This window comes from Neobacillus sp. BF23-41 (assembly GCF_041106275.1).
In genome coordinates this window covers 418,576-435,538 of sequence record NZ_JBGBPR010000003.1, presented here as the reverse complement: position 1 = coordinate 435,538, position 16,963 = coordinate 418,576, and the positions used below count along the sequence as shown (strand labels likewise).

The following is a 16,963-nucleotide window of genomic DNA, read 5'->3' as shown; positions in this document are numbered from 1 at the left end:
CTGTTCAATACAGAGATCATCTTCTTGAAACTGCCTAGGTCTTTTTTAAAAATGTCCTTTACAACGGGTACACTTTATAAGCGCCAGGCGTTATTTTTTCTTCTTTAGGAGAAAATAAATACCAACCACAATTAGAAGAGCAGGCCAAAATTTCCATACAAAACTCATTCCATTTTGAAGTAAATCGAAATAGGTAGTAATTTTATCATAAAATAACAGAAGGATAGCTAAAATAAGAAAGAGAAATGCTTGGAATAATCCAGAATTCGTCTTTTGAAATCGTAGAAAAAATCCGATTGAAATGATTAAAATTAACATACCAATATTGTTGCTAGGCCAAAAGGACACCTTATCGACAAGATGGAAGTGAAGTCCAAATCCAGCCATAATGACCCCAGGAAGTATTGCCTCAAACTCTTTAGCAGAATACCCTTGACCTAAAAAGGCAATTCCAACAATCATAAGTAAGGTCGGCCATGTGAAAAATTGTTGGAAAATAGTGATTCCTGATTGCTGCAATAAGAAGTAAGCTCCAAAGCCTATAAGAATGATCCCAGGAAAAATTCGTTGATTCTTCATTAAAAACACCGCTTCCAGTAAGGTTCACTTGAATCTCGTCCATTTTTTTGGTACTGTACATAAGGAAGTATTTTAATAAAATATTTATAGGTATTAAGAAAGTCTAAAGGAAACTTTGCTAATATGGCCCTATCGGGAAGATCTTTACTCGACTTTACTTAAATATATTACCATATAGTTTCGTTTTCTGTTCACATTTTTCGAGCAAAAGTCGAAATTGCTCATGATATAATCATACTAGTTAAGTTGCAATATCTATTGGGGGTGTCCTTACAAATGCATACATTAGTGATCGGTATTAACTATAAAACTGCCCCTGTGGAAATTCGTGAGCGGTTGTCATTTAATGAAGCCGATCTTGCGGAGGCCATAAAAAAATTAAATACAAAAAAAAGCATCCTAGAAAATATTATCTTGTCTACATGTAATCGTACGGAAATTTATGCGGTTGTGGATCAATTACATACAGGCCGCTATTATATTAAAGAATTTCTGTCAGAATGGTTCGGGATAGAACAAAAAGAATTTTCTCCGTTTTTATTTGTGTATGAAGACGATGGCGCAGTGGATCATTTATTTAACGTTACCTGTGGACTTAATTCCATGGTTTTAGGAGAAACACAAATCCTTGGCCAGGTTCGTACGAGCTTTATGCTAGCGCAGGAAGTTGGAACTACTGGGACCGTATTTAACCACTTATTTAAACAAGCAATTACCGTTGCCAAACGCGCACATTCAGAAACGGATATTGGTGCTAATGCTGTATCTGTCAGCTATGCTGCAGTGGAATTGGCGAAGAAGATTTTTGGTTCACTTGCCAATAAACATGTGTTAATTTTTGGCGCAGGAAAAATGGGTGAATTAGCTGCCCAAAACCTGCACGGTAATGGTGTGAAGAAAGTTACAGTTATAAATCGGACCTATGAAAAAGCACAAGACTTAGCTAATCGTTTCAGCGGCAAAGCAAGAACCTTAGCTGAATTAGAGAAATCATTGGCGGAAGCTGATATTCTGATCAGTTCAACAGGTGCAAAAGACTTTGTTATTTCAAAAGAAATGATGGTCAAGGTCGAGAAAAAACGCAAGGGTAAGCCGCTATTTATGGTGGACATTGCTGTACCACGCGACTTGGATCCTAGAATATCTGAACTTGAAAATGTCTTTTTATACGATATCGACGATTTAGAGGGGATTGTTGAGGCTAACCTGCAAGAACGTAAGAAGGCGGCTGAAAAAATCATGCTCATGATTGAAAAAGAAATCGTAGAGTTCAAGCAATGGCTAGGAATGCTAGGGGTTATCCCGGTTATCTCGGCGCTTAGAGAAAAAGCACATGTAATCCAATCGGAAACCATGGTTAGTTTGGAGAGAAAGCTGCCAAATTTATCAGAGCGTGATCTAAAAGTGTTAAATAAACATACAAAAAGTATCATCAACCAGCTCTTAAAAGACCCTATATTACAAGCGAAAGAATTGGCTGCGCGACCTGATGCAAATCAAGCAATGGATCTTTTCATGAAGATCTTTAATATTGAAGAGCTTGTTGAGGAACAACATTCGAAAGCAGCCGAAACCAATCAAATACCGGTTACAATACCGCAGGCTTCCTTTCAGTCATAAGGGGTACGTTCTATGTTTAATGTCTTTATGACAAGGCTTCATGAATTAACCGTTGTTCTATATGCCTTCAGTGTATTGTTATACTTTTTCGATTTTCTACATCATAACCGGAAGGCAAACCGTATTGCTTTCTGGTTACTTGCATTTGTATGGGTTTTGCAAACCGTCTTTCTCGGAATCTATATGTATAAAACAGGCAGATTCCCTGTGTTAACTATTTTCGAGGGACTCTATTTTTATGCCTGGATATTAGTCACATTGTCGATTGGTATAAATCATTTATTACGAGTCGATTTTATCGTCTTTTTCACGAATATACTTGGCTTTACGGTCATGGCGATTCATACATTTGCCCCGATGCAATATGGTTCGCATATCATGGCGAAGCAGCTTGTTTCTGAACTGCTTTTGATTCATATTACGATGGCGATCCTCTCATATGGGGCCTTTTCATTATCATTCGTTTTTTCAACATTATATCTGCTTCAATATGATTTATTAAAAAGGAAAAAATGGGGAACTAGACTCATACGACTGGCTGACTTAGATAAGCTTGAAAAATCATCCTACATATTGGCCGTAATCGGTGTTCCGATGCTTCTGCTCAGTCTCATATTAGGATTGCAGTGGGCCTTTCTTAAGGTACCCGGGATGCCATGGTATGATATGAAAATCATCGGCTCATTTCTGTTATTAACCGTCTATAGTATTCTTTTATATCTTCGTATTGTGAAAAATCTATCGGGAAGAAAATTAGCGATTTGGAATACAGCTGCCTTTTTAATTGTTTTAATTAACTTTTTCTTATTTGGTCAATTATCATCTTTTCATTTATGGTATGCGTAGCGCATAACCTCAGGAGGTCGCAATCATGAGAAAAATAATTGTAGGTTCTAGACGAAGCAAATTGGCATTAACACAAACCAATTGGGTGATGGACCAGCTAAAAAAGTTGGACCCTCGCTTTGATTTTGAAGTAAAAGAAATCGTCACAAAAGGGGATCAAATCCTTGACGTTACACTTTCGAAAGTTGGCGGCAAAGGACTTTTTGTAAAAGAAATTGAGCAAGCAATGCTTGATAAAGAGATTGATATGGCCGTTCATAGTATGAAAGACATGCCAGCTGTCTTACCAGAAGGACTTACAATTGGCTGCATTCCTTTTCGTGAGGACCACCGTGATGCGCTCATTTCAAGAGGTCATGTAAAATTAAAAGATTTAAAACCAGGTGCTATTATCGGGACAAGCAGTCTTCGCCGTAGTGCACAGCTATTAGCAGCCCGTCCAGATTTAGAGATTAAATGGATCCGAGGGAATGTGGATACAAGATTAGCAAAATTAGAAACAGAAGAATACGATGCGATTATTTTAGCCGCAGCTGGCCTTTACCGTCTTGGCTGGGCTTCTGACGTAGTCACCGAATTCCTCGATGCCGATCTATGCATTCCTGCTGTCGGTCAAGGGGCATTGTCAATCGAATGCCGTGAAGATGATAAAGAACTTCTCGAACTCTTTGAAAAATTCACTTGCAAGAAAACGGAAAGAGCAGTTCGTGCAGAGCGTGCCTTCCTTCAAAAAATGGAAGGCGGGTGTCAGGTACCAATTGCCGGCTTCGCCTATGTAGCTGAAAATGATGAAATTGTCCTAAATGTTTTAGTTGCTTCACCAGAAGGACATGAAATCATTAAAGAAGAAGTTAGAGGACAAAATCCAGAAGAGCTTGGTGTTCAGGCAGCTGACTTATTAATTCAAAAAGGCGGGAAAGACCTAATTGATAAGGTAAAGCGGGAGCTCGAAGGTCAATGATCCAATCGTTACCTTTGCTTGATAAAACAGTTCTTATTCCCAGAGGAGAAAATCAAGCAAAATCCTTTTCAAAACTTGTAGAAAGGTTTGGAGGGATTCCAATCGAAATCCCTCTTATTGCCTTTCGTCCGATAGAAAAAAATCAGCGCCTTCACGAAGCTTTGCTGGTTCTAAATACATATGACTGGATTATTTTTACGAGTAACGTAACCGTTGAAACCTTCTTTTCTTTTTTAAAAAAGGAAGTGGTTAGCAAAGCGTTTCCGAAAATCGCTGTTATTGGGAAAAAGACAGCAGAGGTTTTGATGGAAAGAGGGCTATCTCCAGAGTTCGTCCCGTCAGCTTATGTTGCGGAAACGTTTGTAGAGGAATTTATCCCATTGATTGATAAGGATTCACGGGTGCTGGTTCCAAAAGGAAACCTTGCCCGAGAATATATCGCCAGATCCTTAACAGGGGCCGGTGCCGTGGTCGATGAGGTTGTGATCTACGAAACCTATATGCCCGATGAAAGCCGCCTGAGGCTGGCTAATATGCTCGCAGATAATCAACTGGATATCCTCACGTTTACGAGCCCTTCAACGGTTGACCATCTAATGGATGTAGTGAAGGAGTATCGATTGGATGAGCAGCTGAAAAATTGCATCATTGGCTGTATCGGTCCGGTTACCGAGAAGAAATTACGTGCTTATGGATTAATGGTCCATGCCTCACCAAAAGAGTACACCGTAAAAGAAATGATTAACAGTACGATTGCCTATTTAGATATGGAGGAATAATAAATGGATCTTCAATTTAAACGTCATCGCCGCTTACGCTCAAGTGCGAGCATGCGCTCACTTGTTAGAGAAAATCACTTAAAAGCGGAGGACTTTATTTATCCGTTATTTATTTATGAAGGTGAGAATATTCGAAATGAGGTCTCATCAATGCCTGGTGTATACCAAGTATCGATGGATTATTTGGAAGCAGAAATGGAAGATATAGTTGCACATGGAATTAAATCCGTTCTCCTATTTGGGATTCCAAAAACGAAAGATGCATGTGGTGAGCAAGCATTTCATGACCATGGGATTGTCCAGGTTGCGACCCGTTTTATCAAAGAAAAATTCCCAGAGATCATTATCGTTGCGGATACATGTCTTTGTGAGTATACAAGCCATGGGCACTGCGGAGTAGTTGAAGGGGAGAAGGTTCTAAACGATCAATCACTTGAATTGCTTGTAAAAACTGCCGTGGCTCAAGCGAAAGCAGGTGCAGACATTATTGCGCCATCTAACATGATGGACGGCTTTGTTGCAGCGATCCGTGCGGGACTGGACGAAGCTGGCTTTACAGAGATTCCGATCATGTCTTATGCCGTAAAATATGCATCAGCATTCTACGGACCTTTCCGTGAAGCTGCTGAAGGCGCGCCGCAATTTGGCGATCGCAAGACCTATCAAATGGACCCTGCTAACCGGATGGAAGCCTTTAGAGAAGCAGAATCCGATGTGGAGGAAGGTGCCGACTTCTTAATCGTGAAGCCGGGTATGCCATACCTTGACATTGTTCGTGATATGAAAAATACCTTTAATTTACCGATTGTTATTTACAACGTAAGCGGAGAATATGCAATGGTTAAAGCCGCTGCCCAAAACGGCTGGATTGATGAGAAAAACACGGTTCTTGAAATGTTAATGGGTATGAAACGTGCAGGCGCTGACCTTATTATTACTTATGCTGCCAAAGATGCAGTTCGCTGGTTAAAAGAAGACCAATAATTTGAAAAGAGGGAATGGAATGCGTTCTTATACGAAGTCGATTGAAGCATTTAAAGAAGCCCAAACCATCATGCCAGGCGGAGTGAATAGCCCGGTTCGTGCCTTTAAATCCGTGAATATGGACCCGATTTTTATGGAAAGAGGAAAGGGCTCTAAAATCTATGATATAGATGGCAATGAGTACATTGACTACGTTCTTTCATGGGGGCCGCTTATCCTCGGCCATACGAATGACCGCGTGGTAGAAGGCTTAAAAAAGGTTGCTGAACTTGGGACAAGTTTCGGTGCACCTACTTTAATGGAAAATAAACTAGCTAATCTTGTCATTGAACGGGTACCATCGATCGAAGTCATTCGGATGGTATCTTCAGGAACAGAAGCAACGATGAGTGCCCTTCGTTTAGCCAGAGGCTATACGGGCCGTAACAAGATTTTGAAATTTGAAGGCTGTTACCATGGTCATGGGGACTCCCTTTTGATTAAGGCGGGCTCAGGCGTGGCCACACTCGGTTTACCTGACAGCCCTGGAGTTCCAGAAGGCGTAGCGAAAAATACGATCACAGTGCCTTACAATGACCTTGAGAGCGTGAAGTTTGCGTTCGAACAATTTGGCGACGATATCGCGTGTATTATCGTTGAACCTGTGGCCGGTAATATGGGACTAGTACCACCACTGCCAGGATTCTTAGAAGGTCTGCGTGAAGTTACTTCAGCTAACGGCGCATTGCTTATTTTTGATGAAGTAATGACTGGCTTCCGTGTAGGCTACAATTGTGCACAAGGCTATTTCAATATCACTCCTGATATTACATGTCTTGGTAAAGTAATCGGCGGCGGTCTTCCTGTTGGTGCTTACGGCGGTAAGGCGGAAATCATGCAGCAAATTGCTCCAAGCGGTCCGATTTATCAAGCAGGTACCCTGTCTGGTAACCCACTGGCAATGACCGCCGGCTATGAAACGTTAAGCCAATTAACACCAGCTCATTATGAAGAATTTATTCGTAAGGGCGACTTACTGGAAAAAGGCTTTAAGGCTGCAGCTGAAAAATATGATATTCCAATAACATTTAACCGTGCAGGTTCGATGATTGGCTTCTTCTTTACCAATGAAGCTGTCATTAATTATGAGGTAGCAAGATCATCCAATTTGGAATTCTTCGCAGCGTATTATCGCGAAATGGCTCTTCAAGGAATCTTCTTGCCGCCTTCACAATTTGAAGGGTTGTTCTTATCTACGGAGCATTCCGATGAGGATATTGAAAAGACAATCCGTGCAGCAGAGATTGCTTTTTCGAAGCTTAAATAACAATGTTCTCGGCACCCACCTTTTTTTGGTGGGTGTTTTTTTGTGTGGTTAGAAACTTAATAAGTTGAGCCAGTCCGGGGACTGGCTTTTATAGCATTCGAGGGTAGTTCAAAAATGGGGTTTGGCGGAATCAGTCTGAGTTTGGCGGAATAAATGTAAGGGTTCGCGGAATTAGTCCGAGTTTGGCGGAATAAACATGAAATTCAGTGGGAATCCCAGTCAACTTAGCGGAATCCGCCCTCACCATAAGAAGAGCAACCCTCTGGAAATCAAAGAGATCAAGGCCTGAGTAATCTAAAAATAGGTAACTAAAAAGCAGTTTGGCGGAATCCATCCGGGTTTTGGCGGAATAAATATTAAAGTTGGCGGAAAAAGTCCAAGTTTGGCGGAATCATTCAGAAATTCGGCGGAAATCCCACTCAACTTGGCGGAATCCACCCTATCCATCCGCCCACCAGCCCAAACCTAAAACAAAACCAATCTCAAACCAGCTCCCAACCCTCAAAAAAACTTCAATCCACCCCCCATTCCCAAATATTACGATTCTTTTCCAGACTAAACTCTCTTTTTTATCATAAATAAAAGCCTTGGTTCATAGAGTGTAAGTGACATAGTGATTTTGAGTGAAGGAAACGAAAGGAGGAGTCGCTTTGTCTCAGGAGAATCAATCGTGCCTACGATTTTCTTTGGAGGAGTCATTGTGGTTTAGAAAAGGACAGGAAGTCGAAGAGCTTGTTTCCATTTCTCTAGACCCAGACATTACCATCCAAGAAAACGATCAGTACGTAACCATAAGAGGTTCGCTAGAACTCACAGGCGAATATAAAAGTTACGAACCTACCAATGAAAACGAAGATGAAGATGTAACATCGCAAAAGTTTGTGGAGAGGGTCGATGCACAAGAGGGAGGAACCTGTGAGTTTTCACATCGATTCCCTGTCGATATCACGATCCCCAATAATCGAATTCAAAGTATCTATGATATCGATGTCCTCGTCGAATCATTTGATTATTCGATCCCTGAGCGCAGCTGCCTCAAGCTAGCAGCTGAACTGACCATTAGCGGCTTATACGGAACTGAGCAAAAACAGAAGCAACAGCAACAACCGCAGGAAGAATTAGTTGAACTTGAGCTTATCCCTCGCTCTGAAATTGAGTTCTTTGAGGAAGATTCTGAAGATATTGAAGTCGAACTTGCATCAGTTCAGAGCAGTTACCAAGATAACTTCTTGTTTCAAGCTGAGGCAAGAAAACCACAAGAAGAAGACGAGAGTGTGGAAATTTTAACGAAGTTTCCGACCTTCAATTATCAACCACAGGAAGACGTTGAGGAAGAAGCTAACCAACCATCCTTGGATTTCGTAGAGGCAAGGAATGAAGCCAGCCAACCAGCCTGGGAATTCGAAGAAACAAGAAGTGAATCCAGCCAACCTTCATGGAATTTCCAAGAAGCAAGAAGTGAAGCTAGCCAGCCAGCTGAGACCATCCAGCCAGAAGTGGTTGAAGTAAAGCCAGCGCCATCTCCAACTGTCCAGTTTGAAGAAGAAGTTCATCCAGCAGAGGAAAGCTCTTCCGCACATGAAGAAGCACCACCAAAGAATATTAAAAAGAAAAAACCGGCAAAAAAGAAAAGCATGACATTAACTGAATTTTTTGCTCGGAAGGATGAAAGTTCGGCCCAGGCGAAAGTAAAAGTTTGTATCGTCCAAAAGGGGGATACCGTTAACAGCGTGGCAGATCGTTACGATGTGTCGGTACAAAACCTCATGCGCATCAACAATCTTGAACTCAGCCAAGATATATTTGAAGGTCAAGTATTATATATTCCCGGCAGCCTTACAAAAAAATAATTTTTAAAAGATGAGCGGGTTCCTTTGACCTGCTCACCTTCTTTTCATACACAGTCAAACTGCTCCAGTCCATACGCCGCTAAACGGGCGCTTCCGCTTTTAAAATGAAAGTGAGTTGAGTACTCATGAATAACCCGAATCTACTAAACACATTTGCTCCCATCTTAAGAAATTACCTTGTTGAGCCTCATTTTGTAGAGGATTTCGGCAGTGTTCATAAGATTTATTCAAACAAAGGAACGTTTGCCTTAAAAAAAATCGACCCTGCGACCGGGACCGACTTCATTCGCCATGTTCATCTCCTCTACCAAAAAGGGTATAATCGCATCGTTCCCATTTACCCTACGATGGACGGCAGATATGCGGTCTTACACGAGAACAATCTTTATTACTTAATGCCGTGGATGTCGAATGAACAAAAGGAAGACCGGCAGCAAAAAGATCAACAACTTTTTCGTGAACTCGCTCGTCTTCATACCCTGTCCGCCAAAGAAATTACCTTGAACAAAGAAGAGCGGACTGAGCACTATGAAAAGACGATTCAACAGCATGAAAAACAACAGGCATTTCTCGATGGCTTCATCGACGAATGTGAAAAAAAGACCTATATGTCGCCGTTTGAATTATTATATTGCCTTTATTACAATGAAATCAGCCAGGCGCTCCGATTTTCGAAAACGAAATTTGAAGAATGGTATGAAAAAACGAAAGACGATGAAAAGGCCCGCATGGTTATAACGCACGGAAAATTGTCACCCGAGCATTTCTTGTATGATGATAAAGGGTACGGCTTTTTTATTAATTTTGAGAATGCTCACTACGGCTCACCGATTCACGATCTCCTTCCCTATTTATCACGTGCCTTAAATACCAACCCGAAGCGCAGCGACACAGCCATTGACTGGGTATACCACTACTTTAAATACTTTCCATTTAAAGCAGATGAAAAACTATTATTCTACAGCTATTTAGCGCTTCCGATTCCAATCATCCAAGTGGCAGAAAGCTACTATCGAAAGTCGCGTCCAAAGAATGAATTAAAATATGTCCGTCAGCTGCAGCACCGCTACTGGCATTTGAAAAATTCCGAATATGTCGTCATGAGAATGACCGAAATGGATGCGCAGGCAGCCGCCGCCGCAGCAGCAAAAGAAGGAGCCCAGCCGCAGTAATCCTCTGCAAAATGGGCTCCTTAAACGATTTCAAAATATAGTGACACGGCTATGGCAACAAAAACCATTAATAATAAGATATCTAAAAACGTTGGAATGATGAGTGTTCGAATAAATTGGAAGATCACAAACGGAATAATTAACTGTGCGCAAACTCTCCGGCAGGTTCTAAACCAGGGTTGGTATTTAAATTTTTGGAAATTTCTTTTCACCGACAACCCCCCCTTTACAAATCTGGCATATATTTTCTTTATGTATATTCCACAAGTGCGGAGAACTCTCCAAAAAAACGGCATATAGTATAAAAAATAAAAAAAGTGGTTATCATTATTGACGTCAAACCCTTTTTTTCGGTAGTATAACTATATAATTTAATTACATAAGCAAAGACAGGGAAGAGTACGATACAAACCTGCTTCAAGAGAGGGAAATCATTAGCTGGAAGATTTCCTAAGCAGCATATCGGAAGGTCGCCCACGAGCTTCTTCTGCGAACGGATCTAAACATCCTATTAGTTGAAGACGGACTAAATCCGTTATCTACATAAGTGCCAATCCGTTTTTTGGATTGGAAAAAAGGTGGTACCGCGAAGCAAACTCCATTCGTCCTTTTATGACGAATGGGGTTTTTTATGTGGAAAAGGGGCGGAGCGGCGCAAAAACGAATAAGGACATCCAAACTTTGTGGAAAAATACATTTTACACACGAATTAAGTGAACACTGGCTCTGCTCACACCGCCTTTGTTATGTTGGTTGGTGTGCTGCTCATCTGGTATCACTTTTCACGATTAGTTTATTTTAAGGAGGAATTTTACAATGGAAACAAAGGAACTAACAATGCCTACGAAATACGACCCACAAACGATTGAAAAAGGGCGTTATGAATGGTGGTTAAAAGGTAAATTTTTCGAAGCAAAAAACGATGAGGGCAAAGAGCCGTACACAGTGGTTATCCCGCCGCCGAACGTTACTGGGAAACTTCATTTAGGTCATGCTTGGGATACAACGCTTCAAGACATCGTGACCCGGATGAAGCGGATGCAAGGATTTGACGTTCTCTGGTTGCCTGGAATGGACCATGCTGGGATTGCTACCCAAGCTAAAGTAGAAGAAAAACTTCGCAATGAAGGCAAAAGCCGCTACGATCTAGGAAGAGAAAAGTTCGTCGAGGAAACATGGAAGTGGAAGGAAGAATATGCGTCCCATATCCGCCAGCAGTGGTCGAAACTGGGCCTAGGCCTAGATTACAGCCGCGAGCGTTTCACGCTGGATGCAGGCTTATCTGATGCCGTTAAAGAGGTTTTTGTTACCCTTTATAAAAAAGGTCTCATTTACCGCGGGGAATATATTATTAACTGGGATCCGTCCACCAAAACAGCTCTTTCCGACATTGAAGTCATTTATAAAGATGTTCAAGGTGCTTTTTATCATATGAGTTATCCGCTTGCCGATGGTTCTGGAAATATCGAGGTTGCTACGACCCGTCCAGAAACGATGCTGGGAGATACCGCGGTTGCCGTACACCCAGAAGATGACCGCTACAAGCACCTGATTGGCAAAACTGTTATCCTCCCAATCGTTGGCCGTGAAATTCCAATCGTTGGTGACGACTATGTGGATATGGAATTCGGATCTGGTGCAGTAAAAATTACGCCAGCACACGACCCGAATGATTTTGAAGTGGGTAATCGTCATAATTTAGAGCGGGTTCTCGTAATGAACGAAGACGGCTCGATGAATGATAGAGCTGGCAAGTATAAAGGACTCGACCGTTTTGAATGCCGTAAGCAAATCGTTAAGGACTTGCAGGAACAAGGTGTTCTTTTCAAAATTGAAGAGCATCCGCATTCCGTAGGCCATTCCGAACGAAGCGGTGCTGTTGTTGAACCGTATCTTTCCACCCAGTGGTTTGTTAAAATGCAGCCGCTCGCAGATGAAGCGATTGCCCTGCAAAGCAAAGAAGAAAAAGTAAACTTTGTCCCAGACCGCTTTGAAAAAACCTACCTCCGCTGGATGGAGAACATCCGCGACTGGTGTATTTCGAGACAGCTTTGGTGGGGGCACCGAATCCCAGCTTGGTATCACAAGCAAACAGGTGAAGTATATGTTGGTACAGAAGCACCGGCAGATGCTGAGAACTGGGAGCAGGATAAAGACGTACTCGATACATGGTTCAGCTCCGCGCTATGGCCTTTCTCAACCATGGGCTGGCCTGATACAGAAGCGTCTGATTTCAAGCGTTACTTCCCAACCGACGTGTTAGTAACAGGCTATGATATTATTTTCTTCTGGGTATCGAGAATGATTTTCCAAAGCATTGAGTTTACAGGCGAGCGTCCATTTAAAGATGTTCTTATCCACGGTCTCGTTCGTGATGAACAGGGACGGAAAATGAGTAAGTCGCTTGGTAACGGCGTCAATCCAATGGATGTCATCGAAAAATACGGTGCCGATGCCCTACGATACTTCCTGTCTACAGGAAGCTCTCCAGGTCAAGATTTACGTTTTAGCTTTGAAAAAGTAGAGTCAACATGGAACTTTGCCAATAAAATTTGGAATGCCTCCCGTTTCGCGTTAATGAATATGGACGGTATGACCTACGAAGAGATTGATTTTAGCGGAGAAAAATCGGTTGCCGACAAGTGGATTTTAACACGCTTAAATGAAACGATTGAACATGTAACAAGACTTTCAGACCGCTATGAATTTGGTGAAGTGGGCCGTGCACTATACAACTTTATCTGGGATGACTTCTGTGATTGGTATATTGAAATGGCGAAATTGCCGCTATATGGTGAAGATGAAGCAGCCAAGAAAACAACTCGTTCGATTCTGGCACATGTATTAGATCAAACGATGCGTTTATTGCATCCATTCATGCCATTTATCACTGAGGAAATTTGGCAGAACCTTCCTCACCAAGGAGAATCAATTACAACAGCAGCATGGCCTGAAGTAAATCCAGCTTATTCTGATGACCAAGCAGCACAAGAAATGAAACTGCTCGTCGAGATGATTCGCGCGGTTCGGAATATTCGTGCTGAAGTAAATACTCCAATGAGTAAGAAAATCAAAATGCTAGTCAAAGCAAAGGATGAAACGGTACTCAAAGCAATTGAGAATAACCGCGGCTATATTGAACGCTTCTGTAATCCAGAAGAATTACAAATGGGCGTTGACCTTGAAACGCCTGAAAAAGCAATGACAGCCGTGATTACTGGATTAGAAATCATCCTGCCGCTTGAAGGCTTGATTAACATCGATGAAGAAATTGCTCGTCTCGAAAAAGAATTTGACCGCTTAAATAAAGAAGTGGAAAGAGTTCAGAAGAAACTAAGCAATGAAGGCTTCATGAAAAAAGCACCTGAGAGTGTTGTAGCCGAAGAGCGTGCCAAGGAAGATGATTATCGTGAAAAAAGAGCGATTGTCGAAGCACGCATTAAAGAATTAAGAGGGTAATAATTAGTTTGGCGAGGCGAATTCTCTGAGGATTCGTCTCGCCTTATTACTTACCCTAAAAAAAACGATCATAATCAACATGATTGATGCAAATATGCCAGAGATTACAATTTATCAGCGGTTTTCAGGAATATATCAGCGAAAACGTCTAATATATCAGCGAAAATTGGATTTTATCAGCGGAAATTCCACTTTTATCAGCGAATCAAAAAATAGATTGCACTTTAGAAGTAAATATTAATCAAACATTAAAATATAGATGGGGTGTCACGAATGTTTGCTACATATAAAGAAGCCCTAGAATGGATTCATGCGCGGTTAAGACTGGGAATCAAGCCAGGGTTAAAGCGGATGGAATGGATGATGGACAAGCTTGGCAATCCAGAAACAAAAATGAAGACGGTTCATATTGGCGGTACCAATGGTAAAGGCTCCACCGTTACTTTTCTCCGTTCGATTCTTGAAGCAGGAGGGTATTCAGTGGGTACCTTTACCTCGCCCTATATTGAACAATTCAATGAGCGGATCAGTGTGAATGGGAAGGCCATATCAGATGCGGAGCTGCTCCAACTAGCCAATATCATTCGCCCATTGGCCGACGAATTAGAAGAAACAGAGCTTGGCGGGCCGACTGAGTTTGAAGTCATCACCGCGATGGCGTTCCATTATTTCGCAACCATGAACAAGGTTGACGTTGTCATTTTTGAAGTCGGATTAGGCGGAAGATTTGATTCAACAAATATCATCCAGCCATTAGCCTCGATTATTACCAATATTGGTCTTGATCATACGAACATCCTCGGAAACACCTATGAGGAAATTGCGTTTGAAAAAGCAGGGATTATCAAAGAAAACACCGCCATTTTTACGGCAGTCAAACATCCAGGGGCGATCAAGGTAATTGAGGACCAAGCAGATAAGAAAAAAGCACCACTTTACCGCTTGAATCAGGAATTTTCGATTAGTGCTCATAAATCCCTATCAAAGGGTGAAGTGTTTGATGTCATCACTCAACTTCAAACCATCGACCAATTAGAAATCAGGATGATCGGTCAGCATCAAACGGAAAATGCCGCACTTGCTGTCATGGCCGCCCAATTTTTAAATCAAAAAGATTCATTCCTTATTACAGAGCAAGCTATTCGTACGGGCTTAAAAAGGGCTTACTGGCCAGGGAGATTTGAAATCCTTTCTGAAAGTCCACTTGTGATTATTGATGGGGCCCATAATGAAGAGGGAATATCTGCTCTAACCCATGAATTAAGTACTAGATATCAACATCGCAGTATTCAGATCGTGTTTGCTGCGTTATCGGATAAAAAGCTTGATCAAATGATTGCCAAGCTGGACCAAACGGCTTCCCAAATTGCCTTTGTCAGCTTTGATTTTCCACGTGCAGCTAAAGCGGAAGAATTACTCAAAATTAGCCAATCACCAAACAAATTGGCAGTCGATGACTGGGGTCCTTTTCTTATAGAAGAGATCCAAAATTTAGATAACAACAGCATGTTAGTCATAACGGGTTCCCTCTATTTTATTTCAGAAGTAAAACCAATTTTGGCTAACTATTTGAAAAATAAGATAATTTCTTTATGACAAGTTATTTTTATAAAGGTAAAATAATTTTATCTAAATAAAACAGAGGGGAGGATAAGCATGAAAGTAAAACCTTACGTCAAGAATGCTATTTTTCTTGTCTGGATTTTGCTGGTCCCCGCAGGAACCTGGTTGATCTATAAGGCTTATCCTCCCAATTTCACTGGGCATTGGTTAGATATTTTTGCATTTTTGCTGTTAACCTGTGTGGTTGCAACCATGCCAATTGTCATTAATGAAATGTTTATTTTTTTAATCCAATGGGTGGCGCTTGCTACCTTTTTAAGGTTTGGTTTATTTGTTGAGATTATTTTTGCACAAATAGCTGTGATTGTTTTACTGCTAAAATTAAGGATCCTCCGAAAAGGTGAATTATACCGGCTGCCAGTTAACCTAAATATGTTTTTCTAGTTTCCTGTACCAGCGGGATTGTCTACTACTTACTTGGTGGACAGACAGGCCCTAATATTACTATCGACTCCAAGTCGTTATGGCTTGCCATCTTATATGCAGTGGTAAGTTATTCGATGAACCAAATCATAGTTTCATTCAATCTTTATTTTATCTATAAAAGCAAGGTATCCTATTTTGGAAAGGATTTCATTGTTGAGACCATTACAACATTCATCACCTTCCCAATTGGTTTAGTGTTGTATATTCTCTATGAACAGGACGGAATCTTAGCCCTCCTGTTTGTTGGCGTTCCGTTTGTTAGTTTATCAATGATTTTCAGACTCTATTATTCAAGTGAAAAAATAAATGAATATTTGCAAAAAGCCTCAGAGATTGGACACCAGATGGCCGAGCGCTTGAAAGTGGATGATGTCGTTGAGTTGTTAATTCAGAAGCTGAGTGAAATGCTGCCGGTTGATTATGCTTATATCCTTGAAGTAACAGGGGATGAGCTTATATTGGTTCGTGGGATTGAAGGGGACGTACCCAATGAATTGCCACCTGTGAAAAAAAACCAAGGAATTAGCGGGATGGTATGGGGCGAGCAAAAGACCTTGATCTATTCAGCGAGGAAAGAGTGGCGGCAATATGCAAACGGTCACATTCCTGAGGACGCGGAAAGTATCCTCGGCGTTCCAATCGTAAGAAGCAAAAAAGTAATTGGGGTGTTATTACTAGCTTCAAAGCGAAAACGTGCTTTTGAAAATTTCCAGCTGATGATTATCGATATCCTTTGTTCCCACTTCGCCGTTGCAATTGAAAATGCAAAGCATTATGAACTAACCAAAATGCAAAGGGAACACTGTTCATTAACCAAACTTTACAATTACCGCTATTTTGAAAATATGTTAACCGAAGAATTTGAAAAACTGATGCGGTTCGAGCGCCGAATGCTCTCGTTAATCCTTCTCGATATTGACCACTTTAAAATAGTAAACGACACCTACGGTCATCAGAGCGGAAATGAAATCCTCTTTGAGCTTGCCAACAGGCTAAGTAAATTGGTAGGTGCTTGTGGCACGGTGGCACGTTATGGCGGGGAGGAATTTGTAGTTCTTTTAGCAGATTCAGCAAAAGAAGAGGCCTACCAAATGGCTGAACAAATTAGGCAAATGATTTCCGATTGGCCATTTACACTAAAACAGTCTTTAGATATAGATAATACCCAACAAAAGGTAATGATTACTGCCTCGATTGGGGTGGCTACTGCGCCTGAAGATGCGGAAGATGCACTTGTGTTGATACGACATGCTGATCGTGCGCTATATGTTGGGGCGAAGCGGGCTGGTAGGAATCGGGTGGCGGAGTATTCGTCGTGCTAAATAAAAGAAGGAAGTTCCATATTTTGGAGCTTCCTT

The 16,963-nt window shown here is 41.4% G+C and carries 14 protein-coding genes and 1 other annotated feature; of the genes, 12 read left to right on the top strand and 2 right to left on the bottom strand.

Going from position 1 to position 16,963, the window contains the following annotated elements; genetic code table 11:
- Positions 1-90: 90 nt before the first annotated feature.
- On the bottom strand, positions 91-579 hold the full coding sequence (locus tag AB7942_RS08040; RefSeq protein WP_369446432.1) for a LiaI-LiaF-like domain-containing protein: 489 nt from the start codon (positions 577-579) through the stop codon (positions 91-93).
- Between the two features lie 276 nt (positions 580-855).
- On the opposite strand from AB7942_RS08040, the gene hemA reads away from it, so the two are divergent.
- The 8 genes from hemA to ysxE all read left to right on the top strand — a co-directional run bounded on the left by hemA (position 856) and on the right by ysxE (position 10,097).
- Complete coding sequence (gene hemA, locus AB7942_RS08035) at positions 856-2,199, top strand: glutamyl-tRNA reductase (protein ID WP_369446431.1); 1,344 nt, start codon at positions 856-858, stop codon at positions 2,197-2,199.
- Positions 2,200-2,211: 12 nt separating this feature from the next.
- Positions 2,212-3,045, top strand: coding sequence for a cytochrome C assembly family protein (locus AB7942_RS08030; RefSeq protein ID WP_335439362.1), 834 nt, complete (start codon positions 2,212-2,214; stop codon positions 3,043-3,045).
- Positions 3,046-3,070: 25 nt separating this feature from the next.
- A complete protein-coding gene (hemC, locus tag AB7942_RS08025) occupies positions 3,071-4,006 on the top strand; it encodes a hydroxymethylbilane synthase (protein WP_369446430.1) in 936 nt (311 codons plus the stop codon).
- Positions 4,003-4,785, top strand: a complete 783-nt coding sequence (locus AB7942_RS08020; RefSeq protein WP_369446429.1) for a uroporphyrinogen-III synthase — start codon at positions 4,003-4,005, stop codon at positions 4,783-4,785. Before hemC ends, AB7942_RS08020 begins: the two co-directional genes overlap by 4 nt.
- Before the next feature lie 3 nt (positions 4,786-4,788).
- Complete coding sequence (gene hemB, locus AB7942_RS08015; RefSeq protein WP_369446428.1) at positions 4,789-5,769, top strand: porphobilinogen synthase; 981 nt, start codon at positions 4,789-4,791, stop codon at positions 5,767-5,769.
- Between the two features lie 19 nt (positions 5,770-5,788).
- Positions 5,789-7,075: a glutamate-1-semialdehyde 2,1-aminomutase gene (gene hemL / locus AB7942_RS08010; protein WP_215020853.1), complete on the top strand. Its 1,287-nt coding sequence runs from the start codon at positions 5,789-5,791 to the stop codon at positions 7,073-7,075.
- Positions 7,076-7,773: 698 nt separating this feature from the next.
- Positions 7,774-8,925, top strand: a complete 1,152-nt coding sequence (locus tag AB7942_RS08005) for a LysM peptidoglycan-binding domain-containing protein (RefSeq protein WP_483310847.1) — start codon at positions 7,774-7,776, stop codon at positions 8,923-8,925.
- A 125-nt stretch (positions 8,926-9,050) separates the two neighbouring features.
- Positions 9,051-10,097 carry a spore coat protein YsxE gene (gene ysxE / locus AB7942_RS08000; RefSeq protein WP_369446426.1) on the top strand — a complete coding sequence of 349 codons (1,047 nt, stop codon included), beginning with the start codon at positions 9,051-9,053 and terminating at the stop codon, positions 10,095-10,097.
- A gap of 20 nt (positions 10,098-10,117) precedes the next feature.
- On the opposite strand, the gene AB7942_RS07995 is transcribed toward ysxE, so the two are convergent.
- Positions 10,118-10,309 carry a hypothetical protein gene (locus tag AB7942_RS07995; RefSeq protein WP_369446425.1) on the bottom strand — a complete coding sequence of 64 codons (192 nt, stop codon included), beginning with the start codon at positions 10,307-10,309 and terminating at the stop codon, positions 10,118-10,120.
- Between the two features lie 165 nt (positions 10,310-10,474).
- Positions 10,475-10,710 (top strand) — a binding site (T-box leader).
- 203 nt (positions 10,711-10,913) lie between these two features.
- Here AB7942_RS07995 and AB7942_RS07990 point away from each other — a divergent pair.
- The 4 genes from AB7942_RS07990 (at position 10,914) to AB7942_RS07975 (ending at position 16,927) form a co-directional block, all read left to right on the top strand.
- Entirely contained in the window at positions 10,914-13,556 is a 2,643-nt protein-coding gene (locus AB7942_RS07990) for a valine--tRNA ligase (protein WP_369446424.1), read from the top strand.
- Positions 13,557-13,829: 273 nt separating this feature from the next.
- Entirely contained in the window at positions 13,830-15,152 is a 1,323-nt protein-coding gene (locus AB7942_RS07985; protein WP_369446423.1) for a bifunctional folylpolyglutamate synthase/dihydrofolate synthase, read from the top strand.
- 60 nt (positions 15,153-15,212) lie between these two features.
- Positions 15,213-15,563: a hypothetical protein gene (locus tag AB7942_RS07980; protein WP_369446422.1), complete on the top strand. Its 351-nt coding sequence runs from the start codon at positions 15,213-15,215 to the stop codon at positions 15,561-15,563.
- 116 nt (positions 15,564-15,679) lie between these two features.
- Positions 15,680-16,927 (top strand): sensor domain-containing diguanylate cyclase, encoded by a 1,248-nt coding sequence (locus tag AB7942_RS07975; RefSeq protein ID WP_369446421.1) that lies wholly within the window; start codon positions 15,680-15,682, stop codon positions 16,925-16,927.
- Positions 16,928-16,963 lie beyond the last annotated feature (36 nt).